Origin of the sequence: Rhizobium sp. CFBP 13644 (assembly GCF_014842165.1) — a bacterium.
Taxonomy (GTDB): Bacteria; Pseudomonadota; Alphaproteobacteria; order Rhizobiales; family Rhizobiaceae; genus Agrobacterium; species Agrobacterium tumefaciens_C.
In genome coordinates, this window is sequence record NZ_JACYVF010000002.1 from 367871 (window position 1) to 386588 (window position 18718).

General features: G+C 55.4%; 13 protein-coding genes. 6 read left to right on the plus strand and 7 right to left on the minus strand.

Going from position 1 to position 18718, the window contains the following annotated elements:
- Window positions 1-25: 25 nt before the first annotated feature.
- Entirely contained in the window at window positions 26-1066 is a 1041-nt protein-coding gene (xylF, locus tag IFT53_RS06910) for a D-xylose ABC transporter substrate-binding protein (RefSeq protein WP_042617407.1), read from the minus strand.
- Between the two features lie 227 nt (window positions 1067-1293).
- Here xylF and IFT53_RS06915 point away from each other — a divergent pair, with 227 nt between their 5' ends.
- Window positions 1294-2511: an ROK family transcriptional regulator gene (locus IFT53_RS06915; RefSeq protein WP_192064278.1), complete on the plus strand. Its 1218-nt coding sequence runs from the start codon at window positions 1294-1296 to the stop codon at window positions 2509-2511.
- A 32-nt stretch (window positions 2512-2543) separates the two neighbouring features.
- Window positions 2544-2774 carry a hypothetical protein gene (locus IFT53_RS06920; protein ID WP_192064277.1) on the plus strand — a complete coding sequence of 77 codons (231 nt, stop codon included), beginning with the start codon at window positions 2544-2546 and terminating at the stop codon, window positions 2772-2774.
- Between the two features lie 11 nt (window positions 2775-2785).
- Here the strand turns inward: IFT53_RS06920 and IFT53_RS06925 are convergent, their stop codons facing one another.
- Entirely contained in the window at window positions 2786-3238 is a 453-nt protein-coding gene (locus IFT53_RS06925) for a hypothetical protein (RefSeq protein WP_192064276.1), read from the minus strand.
- A gap of 96 nt (window positions 3239-3334) precedes the next feature.
- Window positions 3335-4309 (minus strand): LysR family transcriptional regulator, encoded by a 975-nt coding sequence (locus IFT53_RS06930; RefSeq protein ID WP_244656248.1) that lies wholly within the window; start codon window positions 4307-4309, stop codon window positions 3335-3337.
- Window positions 4310-4591: 282 nt separating this feature from the next.
- On the opposite strand from IFT53_RS06930, the gene chvE reads away from it, so the two are divergent.
- From chvE to araD1, 4 genes are all read left to right on the plus strand, one after another.
- Window positions 4592-5656, plus strand: a complete 1065-nt coding sequence (chvE, locus tag IFT53_RS06935) for a sugar ABC transporter substrate-binding protein ChvE (protein ID WP_192064274.1) — start codon at window positions 4592-4594, stop codon at window positions 5654-5656.
- Between the two features lie 85 nt (window positions 5657-5741).
- Window positions 5742-7277, plus strand: a complete 1536-nt coding sequence (gene gguA / locus IFT53_RS06940; protein ID WP_042617767.1) for a sugar ABC transporter ATP-binding protein GguA — start codon at window positions 5742-5744, stop codon at window positions 7275-7277.
- The gene (gene mmsB, locus IFT53_RS06945) at window positions 7277-8473 is read left to right on the plus strand and encodes a multiple monosaccharide ABC transporter permease (protein ID WP_192064273.1); all 1197 of its coding nucleotides are present in this window, start codon (window positions 7277-7279) and stop codon (window positions 8471-8473) included. Before gguA ends, mmsB begins: the two co-directional genes overlap by 1 nt.
- Before the next feature lie 97 nt (window positions 8474-8570).
- Window positions 8571-9563, plus strand: coding sequence for an AraD1 family protein (gene araD1 / locus IFT53_RS06950; RefSeq protein WP_192064272.1), 993 nt, complete (start codon window positions 8571-8573; stop codon window positions 9561-9563).
- A 738-nt stretch (window positions 9564-10301) separates the two neighbouring features.
- Here araD1 and IFT53_RS06955 read toward each other — a convergent pair.
- From IFT53_RS06955 to IFT53_RS06970, 4 genes are all read right to left on the minus strand, one after another.
- Entirely contained in the window at window positions 10302-14549 is a 4248-nt protein-coding gene (locus IFT53_RS06955; RefSeq protein ID WP_192096930.1) for a beta strand repeat-containing protein, read from the minus strand.
- A gap of 825 nt (window positions 14550-15374) precedes the next feature.
- A complete protein-coding gene (locus tag IFT53_RS06960; protein ID WP_192064269.1) occupies window positions 15375-16190 on the minus strand; it encodes a transglutaminase family protein in 816 nt (271 codons plus the stop codon).
- A gap of 24 nt (window positions 16191-16214) precedes the next feature.
- Window positions 16215-17156, minus strand: coding sequence for an alpha-E domain-containing protein (locus IFT53_RS06965; protein WP_042617399.1), 942 nt, complete (start codon window positions 17154-17156; stop codon window positions 16215-16217).
- 3 nt (window positions 17157-17159) lie between these two features.
- Complete coding sequence (locus IFT53_RS06970) at window positions 17160-18569, minus strand: circularly permuted type 2 ATP-grasp protein (RefSeq protein ID WP_042617764.1); 1410 nt, start codon at window positions 18567-18569, stop codon at window positions 17160-17162.
- Window positions 18570-18718: the final 149 nt, after the last annotated feature.

Below are 18718 nucleotides of genomic sequence, written 5' to 3' on the forward strand. Positions count from 1 at the left end.
GAATCTCGCTGAGCCTGATGTTGGCTTATTTGCAAGCGGCGACTGTGCCGCCCTTCACGCCCTGGCAAAGCTCACTTTTGGTGATCCACTTTGCATCCAGAACAACGTTCAGATTATCCTTGGTGATGGCCTGCGGCTCGAGGAAGTACGAGCTCATTTCCACACCCTTGGTGCCGCCCTTGAACTTGATGGTGCCTTCCAGCTTGTCCATCTTGGTGCCCTTGGCCAGAGCAACGGCCACTTCGCCGGCCTTCTTGCCCAGCTTGCGGCTGTCCTTCCAGACGGAAACCGTCTGGGTGCCGAGCGCTACGCGGTTCAGCGCGGCCTTGTCGCCATCCTGTCCGGAAACTGGAACGGAACCAGCAAGACCCTGGGCTTCGAGTGCTGCGACCACGCCGCCTGCCATGCCGTCATTGGACGAAACCACGGCATCGACCTTGTTGTTGTTGGCGGTCAGGAACTGCTCCATGTTCTTCTGGGCAATTTCCGGCTTCCAGCCGTCCGTATAGGCTTCGCCGACATTCTTCACCTTGCCGGATGCCATTGCGTCTTTCAGCACTTCCATCTGGCCAGAGAATACGAAGTCTGCATTCGGATCGGTCGAGCCGCCCTTGATGAAGACGTAGTTGCCCGTTGGCTTGATCTTGAAGACTTCCTTGGCCTGCAGGCGGCCGACTTCCTTGTTGTCGAAAGTGATGTAGTAGGTGCTTGGATTTTCGATCAGTCGGTCATAACCCACGACCGGAATACCTTCAGCGGCAGCCTTTTCGATGGCTGGGCCAATGGCGCTGCTATCCTGCGCCAGAACGATGAGGGCGTTCGCGCCCTGGGCAATCAGGCTCTCAATGTCTGTTAGCTGTTTTGCAGCCGAGGTCTGCGCATCGGCAGAGATGTATTTTGCGCCAGACGCTTTCAGTGCGTCCTTGATTGCCGCCTCGTCGGTCTTCCAGCGTTCTTCCTGGAAGTTGGACCAGGACACGCCGACGACAAGTTCGGCAGCCACGGCAACCGTGTGCAGAGAAACGAGTACGGCTGTACCCGCCAATAGCTTGGCAAATGAATTCATGATGTCCTCCCGGGTAACGACGAAACGCGAGGCACCTCCATGCCTCTACGAACGCCTGAAAATCTGCCGAAAAACTAAAAAAGCATTTTTTCTCGACAGTCGAGAAATTAAATGTCAGAGAATCCTGACACTGTCAACAGAACTTGAAGCCGCTTTTTGCGGTCTTGGTTGCGGGCAGGCTTCACAGGGTTTATGGCGGTGAAAACAGGCGAAGGAACAGATTTGAAATGCCGGGGATAGCGAGCACAGAGCTGGTCCGGCAGCAAAACAGTTTGCGTGTTTTGAGCGCCTTGCGCCGCCACGGCAATGTTTCCCACACAGACCTTGCGGCATTGACCGGCCTTGCCTCGGCCACGGTTTCCGTCATCACCGCGGACCTTGAGCGTTTTTCCCTCATCGAACGGACCGAGCAACAGGCGGCGTCGGGCAGGGGGCGTCCGCGTGTTCTGTTCCAGCCCAACAGGCAGTACGGCTATGTGGCGGTGGTGGTCATCTCGTCGGATGCCGTCCAATATTCTCTTGTGGATTTTACCGGCAAGCTGATGGACCGTTTCGGTGAAAGCCGCACCACCGGCAAAGCCTCCGACTTTGCGCAATCGGTCCTGGCAGGGCTGCTCCGCCTCGTTGCCCGCTCCAAGATTGCCGCGAGTGCTGTCTTGCACATATCGATCAGCAGCAAGGGGTTGGTTGATCCGCCAAGCGCTACGCTCATCTGGTCACCGGTTCTGGGTGAAGGGCAGGTGGATTTTCGTGAGACTCTATCAGGGCATTTTCGCGCGCAGATCTATCTCTATAACGAGACGTTGCTGGTTGCCGAGGCATTGTGGATGCGGGAAAGAGCAGCGACGCCACCGCTTGGAGCTTTGTCGGCGCTTTCCTTGGGCCATAGTATTGGGCTGGGGGTTGCTCGCGATATGGGCGAAGGTCGCGCCGCTGTCGAGGCTCCAAATTTCGGCCATATGCTGCACATACCGGATGGTGCGCTTTGCCGATGCGGTGCGAAAGGCTGCGTTGAAGCCTATTGCGGCTTCTACGGGATTCTGCGCACGGCGTTCGAAGTTCCGACGAATACGATCCCGGCCAAATTCGTTCCTCTCGGAGAGGTGGAAAAGATCGCCGCATCGGCGCGCTCGGGAAATCGCATGGCGGCATTCGCCTTCCGCCAGGCCGGGCTCGCGCTTGGCAACGGGCTTTCGCGCCTGTTCAGCCTGCACGGCCCCATGCGGGTCTTCGTGACCGGACCCGGAACGCGGTTTTTTGATCTGCTGGAAGCCAGCATGCGTGAGGGCATGATGCAGACGAATGCCGTTCGCATCGGCGGAATGCCGCTCATCACAATTGAGCCAGATGAGCAGCGTTTGGTTTTTGATGGCCATATGGGGCTTGCATTGTCGCGTCTGGACGGAGATATCCTGATGTCTGGCACGGCTGCGCAGGTGACCTGACCGTGCGCGCCTGCACCGCCTAAGGAGACACTATGCTGAACATCGACACAAGCCACCCCATCTACCGGCCTCTCTGGGCGCGGCTTTTAATTGTCGGGTTCACCACCGCTTGGGCTGTCATCGAGTTCATCAATCACGAAATTTTCTGGGCAACCGTTGTCGGCGGCATCGCTGCGTATTCGGCCTATGTCCTGCTATACGCTTTCAAGCCCGCAGCTGATAAAGTTGAAGAGAAGGCTCCAGAACCTTCCGACGAAGCTTAAGGTCGTAGCGTTTATTGTTTACCCAGAAAGCGAATCGCCTGATCGATCAGCAGATTGGCGGCGGTCATTCGCAAGGCGGCATTTTCGCGAAACTCCGCATCTGTCGTATCGGGGTGGTTCAGCTTGGCAAAACTGCGGCGCTTTTCGCCAAGCGTCTCAACCGTGTCGCTGTCGGAAATTGCCAGCTCATCTGACACATCAGATAATGATGTCCGCGCAAGATGGGACGGCATTGTTTTCGGCTCGGGCAGGGGCTCCACGACGGCTGGCTCATCCTCCAGAAATCCCAGATAGGAATCGAGTGGCACATTGGCGGATGATGGTCCGTGCGTGGCTGTCTCGAACACTAAACTGGAATTGAATGCGCGAACGCCGGGCGGCATTTTCTTGACGGGTGGTTCGTCCTCCGCCTCTCGATCAAGGCGCTCCACCACTGACTGAAAAACGGACTGTCCGAACAGCATAGGAATTTCCCGGTTGGTTGGCGAAGATAACCATATGAATGTGGCGTCTGGCTTGCGTTGTCTTCGATATAGGTGGAATTCTTCTTTCCACCAACATTAGCCCATCAGATGCTGACTCTCCTCCAGCACAAGATCATAAAGCAGTTGCGCGCTGGGGGGTAGCACCCGGTCCTTGGTAATGATGAGGCTATAGGGCTTTACGCTGAGCTCGAAATCTGTGGGAAGAATACGGATGTCGCCCATTGGCGAATGCTGCCCCGAGACGAATTCCGCCATTTCATATGCCAGCGGCGCAATGGCGTTTGTTTGCGTCACGATGGCCAGAGTGAGCACAACCGAGGGCGTGTTGATGATGTTGCGGGGCAGCGCCACGCCGTGGGAGAGAAACACATCTTCCATGCTTCGCCGCAGCAGGGCACCAGGTGGCTGAAAAACCCAGTCATATTGCGAGAGATCTTCGAGCCTCACCTGAGGGTTCTCCAAAAGTGGATGATCCTTGCGCACGAGAAGGCAGGCCCGTTCAATGCCGATTTCATGCGCATTGAACAAAGCCGGGTCTATATCGTCAGGAATACGTCCAATGACGAAATCATGGCGAGCCGCCAGCAATTCTCGCGCCAGCACATTGCTCGTCTCAACCTGCACATTCACCTCTATGCCGGGATAGGTATCCATCGCCTTGCGAAGTGCGGGAACAACGAGGCTGATGGCCGGAGCGGTGACGGAGCCGATGAACACCGAGCCGCCGCTACCCGATTTCATCTGGGCCAATTCCCGGCCAGCTTCGCGAAGTTCAAGAAGAATCTTCTTTGAGCGCCTCGCCAGCGCCTCGCCAAAACGGGTCAGCACCACCCCGCGGGATGCGCGTTGACACAGCGGATTCTTGACGATTGCCTCCATCTCCGCAAGCATTCGCGATGCTGCAGGCTGCGTCATGTTCAAGGCTGCCGCCGCCGCGCTGACCTGCCCGTGTTCCTCTATCGTCACCAGCATGCGCAAATGCGACATTTTCAACCCCGCCCGCAACAGGGGGTTGTCTTCTGTCAGGGACTGAAATTCGAACGAATTCATTCCATTTCGTTCCATTGCGACCACTCCAATTCGTCCTGAAAATGAGCCTCAGGCAATTATATCGATTTAATATATCAAAAATGATATAGTTCTGGCAATTTATTCTATTTGACAGTTATATGGATTCAGAACAGTTTGCGCCTGTGCCGGGGAGGAGCGCCAAAAGTTCGGATTGCGTCTTTGCAGTCAGATCGAGTAAGCTAAACTCCTAATGCTCGGGCGTGAATTTGCAGGCGATTGTACGGAACAACGCCTGAAAGAAGGTTCCAAGGGAGAGAGTTAATGAAATCCATTATTTCGATGTTTGCTGCCTGTGCCATCGGCGCTGCATCATTTGCTGCACCTGTATGGGCGCAGGACAAGGGAACCGTTGGCATTGCCATGCCGACAAAGTCGTCTGCCCGCTGGATCGATGATGGCAACAACATCGTCAAGCAGCTCGAGGCAGCTGGCTACGCGACCGATCTGCAGTACGCAGATGACGATATTCCGAATCAGCTCTCCCAGATCGAGAACATGGTCACCAAGGGCGTTAAGGTCCTGGTTATCGCATCGATCGACGGCACGACGCTGTCGGACGTTCTCAAGCAGGCTGGCCAGCAGGGCATCAAGGTCATCGCTTATGACCGCCTGATCCGTAACAGCGGCGACGTCAGCTACTACGCGACCTTCGACAACTTCCAGGTTGGCGTTCTGCAGGCAACGTCTATTGCCGACAAGCTTGGCCTGAAGGATGGCAAGGGTCCATTCAACATCGAACTGTTCGGCGGTTCGCCAGACGATAACAACGCGTTCTTCTTCTACGACGGCGCAATGTCTGTTCTGAAGCCATACATCGACAGCGGCAAGCTCGTTGTTAAGTCTGGCCAGATGGGCATGGACAAGGTCGGTACGCTGCGTTGGGATCCTGCAACTGCGCAGGCTCGCATGGACAACCTCCTGTCTGCCTTCTACACAGACGCAAAGGTTGACGCTGTTCTGTCTCCTTATGATGGTATCTCCATCGGCATCATTTCCTCGCTCAAGGGCGTGGGTTATGGCTCCAAGGATCAGCCACTCCCAATCGTTTCCGGTCAGGACGCTGAAGTTCCTTCCGTGAAGTCGATCATTGCTGGCGAACAGTATTCCACAGTCTTCAAGGACACTCGCGAACTCGCTAAGGTTACTGTTGGCATGGTCAACGCTGCGATGCAAGGCAAAGAGCCAGAAGTTAACGACACGAAGACCTATGAAAATGGCGTCAAGGTTGTTCCTTCCTACCTCTTGAAGCCAGTCGCAGTCACCAAGGAGAACTACAAGCAGGTTCTCGTTGATGGCGGTTACTACAAGGCAGACCAGCTGAAATAAGACTATGATCGCGGCGGGGATGGACATTGGTCCATCCCCGCTTCTTCAAATAAGAACGCCGGATTGTACGGCGCTGGATTGCGATATGGATAATACCCTCCTCGAAATGCGGAATATCACCAAGACATTCCCGGGCGTGAAAGCTCTGGAGAATGTGAACCTGAAGGTTCGGCAAGGTGAAATACACGCACTTGTCGGCGAAAACGGTGCGGGAAAGTCGACCCTGATGAAGGTCCTTTCGGGTGTTTACCCTGCCGGCACCTATGATGGCGAAATTCACTATGAAGGTCAGCTGCGAAACTTCCGCGCGATCAATGACAGTGAAGAAATTGGCATCATCATCATTCACCAGGAATTGGCACTCGTTCCGCTTCTCTCGATTGCCGAAAACATTTTCCTCGGAAACGAAATCGCCACCAATGGCGTCATCGGCTGGCAAGAGACGTTCAACCGCACGCGCGAGCTGCTGAAGAAGGTTGGTCTCAAGGAATCGCCGGAAACGCTGATCACCGACATCGGTGTGGGCAAGCAGCAACTCGTGGAAATTGCCAAGGCATTGTCCAAGAGCGTGAAGTTGCTTATTCTCGACGAACCCACGGCATCGCTGAACGAAAGCGATTCGGAAGCTCTGCTCAACCTGTTGATCGAGTTCCGCAAGCAGGGCCTGACCTCAATCATCATTACGCACAAGCTGAATGAAGTGCGCAAGGTCGCTGACCAGATCACGGTTCTGCGTGATGGTATGACGGTCAAGACGCTCGATTGTCACAATGAAGAGATCAGCGAAGATGTGATCATTCGCAACATGGTCGGCCGCGATCTCGAAGACCGCTATCCGCCACGCGATGTCGCGATCGGCGAAACCATTCTGGAAGTGAAGAACTGGAACGCGTTTCACCAGCAGCACAGAGATCGTCAGGTTCTCCACGATATCAACGTCAACGTCCGCAAGGGCGAGGTTGTCGGTATTGCGGGACTGATGGGCGCCGGGCGTACCGAATTTGCAATGAGCGTGTTCGGCAAGTCCTACGGACACAAGATCAGCGGTGACGTTCTGGTCAATGGCAAGCCCGTCGATGTCAGCACTGTTCGCAAGGCGATCGATGCAGGCCTTGCTTATGTGACCGAAGACCGCAAGCATTTGGGTCTCGTGCTCAACGACAATATTTTGCACAACACCACGCTTGCCAATCTGGCCGGTGTTTCGTCCGCTAGCGTCATTGACGACATCAAGGAAATGTCTGTCGCAAATGACTTCCGCAAGCGTCTGCGCATTCGGTCGTCTGGCATTTTCCAGGAAACTGTCAATCTTTCCGGCGGCAACCAGCAAAAGGTTGTTCTGTCGAAATGGTTGTTCTCCAATCCTGACGTCCTCATTCTGGACGAGCCGACGCGTGGTATCGACGTTGGCGCAAAATATGAAATCTACACCATTATCAACCAGCTCGCCGCCGAAGGAAAAGGCGTTCTGATGATCTCATCGGAAATGCCCGAACTGCTTGGCAATTGCGACCGCATCTACGTTATGAACGAAGGACGGATTGTCGCCGAATTGCCGAAGGGAGAGGCGAGCCAGGAAAGCATCATGCGCGCTATCATGCGCTCAGGGGAGAAGAACTGATGAGTTCGGCCAATACATCCACCGAAGAGAGCAACGTCGTTTCAGTCGGCTCGTATATCCGGTCCAATATCCGTGAATACGGCATGCTGATTGCGCTCGTCGCCATCATGGTTTTCTTCCAGTTTTATACGGGCGGCATTCTGTTTCGCCCGGTTAACCTGACGAACCTGATTCTACAGAACTCCTTCATCGTCATCATGTCGCTCGGCATGCTGCTGGTTATCGTCGCTGGGCATATCGACCTTTCGGTTGGTTCCATCGTCGCTTTCGTCGGAGCAATTGCGGCTATTCTGACGGTCCAATGGGGTATGAACCCGTTGCTGGCAGCCCTGATCTGCCTTGGCGTCGGCGGCTTGATTGGTGCCGCGCAGGGTTACTGGATTGCCTATCACCGAATTCCGTCGTTCATCGTCACGCTGGCAGGCATGCTTGTTTTCCGTGGTCTGACGCTGTTTGTACTCGGTGGTAAGAACATCGGTCCATTCCCGGTTGACTTCCAGGTTGTCAGCACGGGCTTCCTGCCTGACTTGGGCGGCATTGAGGGCTTCAACACCACCTCAATGGTGCTTACACTGGCCATTACAGCTGTACTGTTCGTGCTTGCGCTCCGTCGTCGTCAGGTGAATGTGCGTCACGGCATCAGTGTCGAGCCGTTCGGCTTCTTCATGGTGCAGCACCTTCTGATTTCGGGCGCTATCCTGTTCCTCGGATATCAGCTGTCGACCTATCGTGGTCTGCCAAACGTGCTGATCGTGATGCTTCTGCTGATCGCGCTTTACAGCTTTGTCACGCGCCGCACGACCATCGGTCGCCGGATCTATGCGATGGGCGGTAACGAAAAGGCCACAAAGCTTTCAGGTATCAACACCGAGCGTTTGAGCTTCCTCACCTTCGTGAACATGGGCGTGCTCGCTGGATTGGCCGGCATGATCATCGCAACGCGTTTGAACTCTGCAACGCCAAAGGCTGGTGCAGGCTTTGAGCTGGACGTCATCGCGGCATGCTTTATTGGCGGCGCATCGGCATCCGGCGGCGTTGGCAAGATCACCGGTGCGGTCATTGGCGCCTTCATCATGGGCGTTATGAACAACGGCATGTCGATTGTCGGTCTCGGCATCGACTTCCAGCAAATGGTCAAGGGCCTTGTGCTTCTGGCTGCTGTGTTCTTCGACGTCTACAACAAGAACAAGGGCTGACCTTTCGTTCGGCTCATCTATCTGAATTGACTAAAGTGGCCGGTTTCCGGCCACTTTCATGAGATGTAGGCGTCAAACGTCTTTGAAAGGAAATATCGTGCTGATTTCTCAGATCAAGAATGCAAGCGGGATCATCGTCGCCGTTCGCGAAGAAGGCGGCCTAGCGCGCGCCGTCAACAATGCTGGTTCCGTCTATGCGCTGGCGCTCGAAGCGGCCAATAGCGGCAAGACGCTGGCGCAAGTTATCGAAGCGCGCGGCTATGGTGAGGTTGTCGACCTTGAAGAAGCCTATGCGGAAGGCAAGTTCCTCCCACCGATCACGCACCCCGATCCAGCGCACCTGCACCTGACAGGGACTGGGCTCACCCATCTTGGATCCGCCGCCACCCGTGACAGCATGCACAAGAAGACCAGCGAATCGTCTGAAGAAAGCCTCACGGACTCCATGAAGATGTTCAAGATGGGCCTTGAGAACGGCAAGCCGAAGGCTGGTGAAAAGGGCGTTCAGCCTGAGTGGTTCTATAAGGGCAATGGTCATGTGGCCACGGCACCGGGCGCTGCTTTGGTGTCGCCATCCTTCGCTCTCGATGGTGGTGAAGAGCCTGAAATGGCTGGCATCTACGTGATCGCCGATAATGGCCAGGCATTCCGCGTCGGCTTAGCGGTTTCCAACGAGTTCTCGGACCACGTGACAGAGCGGATGAACTATCTTTATCTCGCACACTCCAAGCTTCGTCCTGCGAGCTTCGGCCCAGAGATCCGCGTCGGCGCACCGCCATCGGATATCCGTGGAACATCGCGCATCTTGCGGGATGGCAAGGTCATCTTCGAAAAGCCATTCCTGTCTGGCGAGGACAACATGTCCCACACCTTCGCTAACCTCGAATATCACCATTTCAAATACGGTCTCTTCCGCGCTCCCGGCGAAGTTCACGTCCATATGTTTGGAACAGCGACGCTGTCTTTTGCCGATGGGATCAAGCCGGAGGCGGGCGACGTGTTCGAGATCGAAGCCGGTGGTTTTGGTCTTCCGTTGCGCAATGCGCTCAGAGTGGAAATGGAAGAACCGATCGTCATCAACCAGTTGTAAGGTTGGACATCAGTGATGAGAAAAGCCCTGGACTTCGGTCCGGGGCTTTTTTGTTGGTAGGTTAGATTCGACGATCTCCTTTGCCAGGTTTTTTTGTCCCAGGCTCGCGATCCATGATTCGGACCCGTATGAGCAGGGGCTGCGATGAGCATTGCCGATAGGATGGCGTGACCGCATGGTTGCGTTGCGTCTCCAATCTTTGATCCTGCCGTATGTTCCCGATACAATACTGGTGCCTATCAAAGACTTTGTCGTCATCGGCCGGGGTTCGTTATGCTTGCGTGCTGAATGCCGCTGTATTTCAATTCGATGGAGATGCGATTCAAATTCCTGGGCTTTGGGCCGGCGCCCGAGCAATTGCTCGGCACACTGATAGCCGTTGGCCTGCCCCCGAATGAGGAAAAAGTGCCAAGTGTCGCTGACGGCGTCCAGCTCTAGCGCAGGCCAGGGAGACGTTGGATGTGTTGGCAGGGCGTCCTGATGCTGCTTCACCTTGCGCCTGAAGGCGTTGAGGGCTCTAGGCTTCTCCCTAGCTGGATAGAGCGTGTGCAGCGCACTCACAGACTGGTGACGGGGAGTGGTAGCTGCTGACTAGATGACTAGCGATGCATGGAGATGCGTCCAGCCATGCCGTCTTGAATCAACAACAGGAAATTTAGGCCTGCGGAGTCCCGCAGTCACAAAAAAACGGCGCGACAAATGTCGCGCCGTTTTCATTCTTGGCAGTGCCTACAGCTATCAGACGTTGTTGTAGGCAGTCATAACTGCTGCGACCTGCTGGTCGTTAAGAGCTTGCACCTGCTTGGAAGAAAGTGAGTTCAGTGTCGCGTCAGTCAAACCGACGATTGCGGTGGTGGTTAGTCCTGCAAGAGCAGGGATGGCCAAAGCGGCAATCTCGGCTGTCGCAAAGCTATTAAGCTCTGCGGAGTTCAGTGTCGCTACCTGCGCAGATGTCAGGGCAGCGGCCTGGGTTGTCGTCAGCGCAGCGATGTTGTTTGAGCTGAGTGATTCGAACTGAGCGGTTGTCATTGCAGCAATCAGGGCTGGTGTGAAGGCTGCAACCTGGGTGGTGTCCAGTGCTGACAATGCCGTCGTTGTGATCGTCTTGACCTGTGCTGCTGTCAGTCCGGCGATCTGGCCTGTGGTCAGAACGTCAACCTGTGCAGATGTAACGGCACCGATCTGGGTGGTCGAAAGCTTGGCGATCTGTGCGGCGCTGAGGGCTGCAAAGTTGGCTGTCGAGAGGCTTGCGAGCGTTGTGGAGCTGATGCCTGAGAGGGCTGCCACATTGATCGCAGCAATCTCGGCAGTCGAGAAGCTGTTAAGCTCTGCGGAGTCGAGTGTTGCCACCTGTGCAGAGGTCAGTGCGCCAGCCTGTGTTGTGGTGAGTGCCGCAATGTTGGCTGATGCGAAGGCCTGAAGTTGCGTGGTGGACAATGCGACCAGCTGCGCGTTGGACAGTGCCACAACCTGTTCGGACTTCATGTTTGCGATAGATGCTGTGGTAATGGCCGCAACCTGAGCAGCGGTCAGTGCCTTGACCTGGTCTGTTGTCAGTTCCCGGATCTGTGCCGACTTGAGGGAAGCGATCTGTGTTGTGCTCAGCTTTGCAACCTGTGTTGCGCTGAGGGCTGTCAAAGCAGCCGTGGAGAGACCTGCGACCGCATCGGTGGTCATGCCAGCCAGTGCAGCAGCGGTCAATGCCTTGATCTCGGATGAGTCAAAGGTGTTAAGCTCTGCGGAGCTGAGTGTTGCGACCTGCGCAGAAGTCAGTGCAGATGCCTGCTTCGACGTCAGGGCGGCAATGTTGGCCGAGTTCAACGACTGAAGCTGATCTGTTGTCATTGCAGCAATCAGGGTTGGAGCGAAAGCAGCAACCTGAGTGGTGTCCAGTCCCGACAATGCTGTTGTTGTGATCGTCTTGACCTGTGCTGCTGTCAGTCCGGCAATCTGGCCTGTGGTCAGAACGTCAACCTGTGCAGATGTAACGGCGCTGATCTGGGTTGTCGACAGCTTGGCGATCTGTGCGGCGCTGAGGGCTGCAAAGTTGGCTGTCGAGAGACCTGCCAGTGTCGTGGAGCTGATGCCTGCAAGGGCCGTCACATTGATCGCAGCAATCTCGGCAGTCGAGAAGCTGTTAAGCTCTGCGGAGCTGAGTGTTGCGACCTGTGCAGAGCTCAGTGCGCCAGCCTGTGTTGTGGTAAGTGCGGCAATGTTGGCCGAGTTCAACGACTGAAGCTGATCGGTTGTCATTGCAGCAATCTGGGTGGCAGCGAAAGCCGCAACCTGGGTGGTGTCCAGTCCCGACAATGCTGCTGTCGTGATCGTCTTGACCTGTGCTGCTGTCAGTCCGGCGATCTGGCCTGTCGTCATAACGTCAACCTGTGCAGATGTAACGGCACCGATCTGGGTTGTCGACAGCTTGGCGATCTGTGCGGCGCTGAGGGCTGCAAAGTTGGCTGTTGAGAGGCTTGCGAGTGTTGTGGAGCTTATGCCTGAGAGGGCTGCCACATTGATCGCAGCAATCTCGGCAGTCGAGAAGCTGTTAAGCTCTGCGGAGTCGAGTGTTGCCACCTGTGCAGAGGTCAGTGCGCCAGCCTGTGTTGTGGTGAGTGCCGCAATGTTGGCTGATGCAAAGGCCTGCAGTTGAGTGGTGGACAATGCGACCAGCTGCGCGTTGGACAGTGCCACAACCTGTTCGGACTTCAGGTTTGCGATGGATGCTGTGGTAATGGCCGCAACCTGCTTGGCGGTGAGGGCCTTGACCTGATCTGTTGTCAGTTCCCTGATCTGTGCCGACTTGAGGGAGGCAATCTGCGTTGTGCTCAGCGTTGCAACCTGTGTCGCTGTGAGGGCTGTCAAAGCAGCCGTCGAGAGACCAGAGACCGCATCGGTGGTCATGCCAGCCAGTGCAGCAGCGGTCAATGCCTTGATCTCGGATGAGTCAAAGGTGTTAAGCTCTGCGGAGCTGAGTGTTGCGACCTGCGCGGAGGTCAGTGCAGCTGCCTGTTTCGTCGTCAGGGCAGCGATGTTGGCCGAGTTCAGCGACTGAAGCTGATCGGTTGTCATTGCAGTGATCTGGGTTGGAGCGAAGGCTGCAACCTGCGTTGTGTCCAGTGCCGACAATGCCGTCGTTGTGATCGTCTTGACCTGTGCGGCTGTCAGTCCGGCAATCTGGCCAGTGGTCAGAACGTCAACCTGTGCAGATGTAACGGCGCTGATCTGGGTTGTCGACAGCTTGGCGATCTGTGCGGCGCTGAGGGCTGCAAAGTTGGCTGTCGAGAGGCCTGCCAGTGTTGTGGAGCTGATGCCTCCGAGGGATGCCACATTGATTGCAGCAATCTCGGTTGTCGAGAAGCTGTTAAGCTCTGCGGAGCTCAGTGTTGCGACTTGAGCAGAGCTCAGTGCAGCAACCTGGCTAGACGTCAAGGCAGCGATGTTGCCAGAGTTCAGCGACTGAAGCTGATCGGTTGTCATTGCAGCAATCAGGGTCGGAGCGAAAGCCGCAACCTGGGTTGTGTCCAGCGCCGACAATGCCGTTGTTGTGATCGTCTTGACCTGTGCGGCTGTCAGTCCGGCGATCTGGCCTGTGGTCAGAACGTCAACCTGTGCAGATGTAACGGCACCGATCTGGGTTGTCGACAGCTTGGCGATCTGTGCGGCGCTGAGGGCTGCAAAGTTGGCTGTCGAGAGGCTTGCGAGTGTTGTCGAGCTGATGCCTGCAAGTGCCGCTACGTTGATCGCAGCAATCTCGGCAGTCGAGAAGCTGTTAAGCTCTGCGGAGTCGAGTGTTGCCACCTGTGCAGAGGTTAGTGCGCCAGCCTGTGATGTGGTGAGTGCCGCAATGTTGGCTGATGCAAAGGCCTGCAGTTGTGTGGTGGACAGTGCGACCAGCTGCGCGTTGGACAGTGCCACAACCTGTTCGGACTTCAGGTTTGCGATAGATGCTGTGGTAATGGCCGCGACCTGCTTTGCGGTGAGGGCCTTGACCTGGTCTGTTGTCAGTTCCCTAACCTGTGCCGACTGGAGGGAAGCGATCTGAGTTGTGCTCAGCGTTGCAACCTGTGTCGCGGTGAAGGCTGTCAAAGCAGCTGTGGAAAGACCTGCGACCGCATCGGTGGTCATGCCAGCCAGTGCAGCAGCGCTCAATGCCTTGATCTCGGATGAGTCAAAGGAGTTGAGTTCTGCGGAGCTGAGTGTTGCGACCTGCGCGGAGGTCAGTGCAGATGCCTGCTTCGTCGTCAGGGCTGCGATGTTGGCTGAGTTGAACGACTGAAGCTGGGAGGTGGTCAGCGCCGTGATCTGGGTTGCAGCGAAGGCTGCAACCTGAGTGCTGTCCAGCGCAGACAATGCTGTTGTTGTGATCGTCTTGATCTGTGCGTCTGTCAGTCCGGCAATCTGGCCAGTGGTCAGAACGTCAATCTGTGCGGATGTAACGGCACTGATCTGGGTTGTCGAAAGCTTGCCGATCTGTGCGGCGCTGAGGGCTGCAAAGTTGGCTGTCGAGAGGCTAGCAAGTGTTGTGGAGCTGATGCCTGCAAGCGACGCCACGTTGATTGCAGCAATCTCGGCAGTCGAGAAGCTGTTAAGCTCTGCGGAGCTGAGTGTTGCGACCTGCGCTGAGGTCAGTGCAGCAACCTGCTTGGTATCCAGCAGCGCTATGGTGCCGGATGACAGCGCGTCAAATTGGGTGGTGCTCAAAGCACTGACTTGGCCTGCGGTAAGGCCAGCAAACTGTGCTGATTCAATGGCCTGCAGCTGCGGTACGGTCAGTCCGATCACTGCCTTGGCAGTGATAGCACTGATTTGCGCGCTGTTCAGGGAGTTGACGGCGCTCGTGGTCAGCGCGTTCAGTTGCGTTGACGAAAGCGCGGCGATTTGGCTGCTCGACAGTGCATCCACGTCGGTGGACTTCAGGAGCGCTATACTGCTGGTCGATAGTGAAGAAATCTGTTTGATGGAAAGCGAAGAAATAATAGAAGTCATGGACGCGTGCCCCCGTTGATTACTGACCAAAGCGCCACTCGCCGCACCAATCCGACGCAGCATGCCCATGAGGCCTCATCCGATACCGGATAAGCTGCGCGCAAATTGATAGAGCGTCTCAATCTCGTCGATATCATCGATCGGTTGAGCGTCCATTTGGACAATAGCATGTTAAGCAGAACATGGCTCGTGTGAGCCGGCGCATTGGGGGGCATCATGCGTTCAGAACATTGAGTTCTGGTCCCTCCGCCATCATCCACTAGAGCTTCTTTTTTAAAAGCTTTCGGCGCTCAACTCGCACTAAAGGCCGTGCAAGCAAGAACACCTCATATGAACGGTGTGACTATCTACCAGCAGATGTAAAATTTCAGTTAATGCGCTAGTCTGACTCATGTTTGATCGAAGTTATATTCGATTTTCAACAGGCCAAATCATCTGAAGCACGGAAGGTGCTGCGCCAGATTGGATTAAATCGAAATCCGAACTCAAGTTTCGAAATAATGTTGGCTGACATTAGTTGTTTCTGAAATAGAAAATTGACATGATTCTCTATATCACGACTATTTTTGGCCTTGTCAATTTCGTGGATGTTTCTAGCAGTAAAAAATTTATCTAAAATCGTCATTTCTTATAAATAAAGCAGTTCTTTCTAATATTCTTTCGCGCGAATTGAATGCATTTCTTGGACTAACGCGAATTTGAGATGTCTAGCCTGAAGATCCTTTTGTAGCGCTATAGATAAGGCATCCCCCAAACAGAGCAAAGACCAGATGGAAAGACGGGGTAGGGTGCTGTTGACGAGGGCAGGCGCCTCTAAGCGAGATCTCAGCTCTGCGACTGGCTCTGCGCGTGCTCTACCTTTACCGATACCGTCAGGCTTTCATCGGAAAACCCCACGCGCATGCCGGAGACTGGTGCGCAATCGCGGTAGGAGAGGCCGCTGGCGATACGAACGTAGCGTTCATCCGGGCAGACTTTGTTCGCTGCATCGAAACCGACCCAGCCGAGGCCGGGAACATGGGCTTCCGCCCAGGCGTGGGTCGCGATCTGCTCTGCCACGTCTTCCATCATTAGATAACCGGAGACGTAGCGTGCTGGCAGGCCCATGTGCCGCGCGGCGGAGATGAAGATGTGGCTGTGGTCCTGGCAAACACCTTTGCCAGCTTCCAGAGCCTGTTCCGCAGTTGTCTCGGTGCCAGTCGATCCGGTCTCGTAGGCCACTTCGAGATGCACGAGCGCCATCAACTCGTGAAGTCTTTCCAGGGGCGTATCGCCCGTTGATTGCCGCACGAGTTCTCTGATCAGCTTGCCAGGCTTTGTCAGCGGCGTTTCGCGCATGAAAAGCCAGAGCGGCGCGTTGCCAATGTGGTCACCGAAGACGCCCGCCTTATCAAGCGTGTCAACCTCGCCGCAGGCGATGACCTTGACGGCCTTGCGTGGTCCTTCTGTTTCGACAAGTTCAACACGGTTGCCGAAATGGTCGTCGTACCGGACTTCCAGTGTGGCTCCATCGACCGTGACTTTCCAGTCGATGACTGTCTGCGTTGGCCCGGTTGCGGGCGTCAGTCGCAGTCGCTGCAAAGAATAAGGGACCGGCTCATCATAGAGATACTCGGTCGTATGGTTGATCTTCAAGCGCATGTCTTATCCCCGCGTCACGTCCGCTTACTGATAGAAGCGGTAGCCGTCCGTGATTTCCTGGCCCAACTGGGCGTTCTTGTTGACGAAAAGCTCGAGAAACTCGTGCAATCCCTGGTCCATCACCCGGCTTATTGTTGTTTTCTGTAGCGTTGCCAGAATAGTTGCAGCCGTGTCATGGGCTGCGTGCTTTTCGCCGTATTCTTCGCCAAGATGGCCAAGGTTGCTGACGATCTTCTCGTAACAATAGGCGAGAGAACGTGGCATTCGTCCGTTCAGGATCAAAAAGTCGGCAATGTTGGATGGTTTGTACTCGGCATCATAAACCCACCCATAGGAACGATGCGCAGAAACCGAACGCAGGATCGATTCCCATTGTGCGTTATCCAGCGAGGAGCCGACCTGGGCTGCCGCAGGCAACAGAACATAGTATTTCACGTCAAGAATACGGGCTGTGTTGTCTGCTCGTTCGATGAACGTGCCAATTCTCGAGAAGTTATACTGATCATTGCGCAGCATGGATCCGTGAAACGCACCCCGCACAAGACCAGCCCGATGCTTGATGACATCAATGACCTGCGGCAGTTCCGCCGCCTTGACCTTGCGGGCGAGGAGGCTCTTGAGTTCGATCCAGAACTCGTTCGTTGCTTCCCAGGTTTCTCGCGTCAGCGCTGTGCGCACCATGCGGGCGTTGTTTCTGCCAAATTCGATGCAGGACATGACGCTGGACAGGTTTGACTTGTCGCGCAGCATGTAATCGATGGCATCTGCCGATGTAACCTTATCATGCTGCTGGAGAAACTCTTCCCGTGCACCGGCGCTTTGCAGCACGCCGTCCCAGTCCTCGTCAGCATTGCCGCTGCGGGTGAGGGAGACGCGCATACCGGCATCAACCAGCCGCGCAATGTTTTCGGCGCGCTCAATGTAGCGGAACATCCAGTAGAGTCCGTTGGCCGTTCTTCCCAGCATGGCTTAGTCCTCCAGTACCCACGTATCTTTGGTGCCGCCGCCCTGGCTGGAATTCACCACGAGTGATCCCTGCTTGAGTGCGACGCGCGTCAGTCCGCCCGGAATGATCTTCACCTTATCGGACACCAGAACATAGGGCCGAAGGTCGACGTGACGTGGAGCGATGCCGTTTTTCACCATGATTGGCACTGTGGAAAGCGAAAGCGTGGGTTGTGCGATGTAGTTCGATGGCCGAGCACGGAGCTTGTCCGCAAAAAGTGCGCGCTCTTTCTTCGATGCCGTCGGGCCAACGAGCATGCCGTAGCCGCCGGAGCCATGAACTTCCTTCACGACGAGGTCAGCTAGATTGTCCAGCACATATTTCAGGCTGTCCGGCTCCGAACAGCGCCATGTCGGCACGTTTTCCAGAAGCGGTTTGCGGCCGGTGTAGAACTCAACGATTTCAGGCATATAGGAATAGATCGCCTTGTCGTCGGATATGCCAGTGCCGGGTGCATTGGCAATAGTGATGTTACCAGCGCGGTAGACATCCATGATGCCCGGAATGCCCAGAGCAGAATCTGGGCGGAAGGTGAGGGGATCAAGGAAATCATCATCGACGCGCCGGTACAGCACATCGATGGCCTCATATCCACGCGTCGTGCGCATCTTGACCTTGCCGTCCATGACGCGCAGATCCGAGCCTTCGACAAGCTCGACGCCCATCATGTCTGCCAGGAACGAATGTTCGTAATAGGCGGAGTTATGGATGCCGGGGGTGAGAACGGCAACGCGCGGTTTTCCCTTGCAGCCGGGAGGCGCCAGCGAAGCCAGCGAATGGCGCAGCTGATACGGATAATCCTCGACGCGCTGAACCTTGTTCTCGTGAAACAGTTCAGGAAACATCTGCATCATCGTTTCGCGGTTTTCCAGCATGTAGCTGACACCGGACGGGGTGCGGGCATTGTCTTCCAGTACGTAGAACTGGTCTTCGCCGGTTCGCACGATATCGGTGCCGACAATGTGCGTATAGACGCCGCCCGGTGGTTTGAACCCAATCATTTCGGGCAGGAAAGCCTCGTTACGTTCAATCAGCTCGCGTGGGATGCGTCCTGCGCGGATGATTTCCTGCTTATGATAGATGTCATCCAGAAACGCATTCAGCGCCAGAACGCGCTGTTCAATGCCTTGAGCCAGCTTGCGCCATTCGCGGCCGGAAATGATGCGGGGAATAATGTCGAACGGAATGAGCTTTTCAGCGCTGTCTGCATGCCCGTAGACGGCGAAGGTGATGCCGGTCTTTCGGAATATGTTTTCAGCATCGCGGGATTTCTGGATCAGGTGTGATCTGTCCTGCCTGCTGTACCATTCATTGTATTTTTCATACGGGCTGCGCGGCGTTGAGTCCGCATTTATCATTTCGTCAAATGCCAACTTTAGGTTCCCCATTTTTGTCCATTTGATTACAAGCACGCTCGCAATGCAAGAACCCAGCGTGATCTCGGTTCAGAATTTTTTCAACATAAACCGGTGCTAAGCACACAAAAAATAAGCAGTTTTGATAGTTGCTGCACGAAAATGCG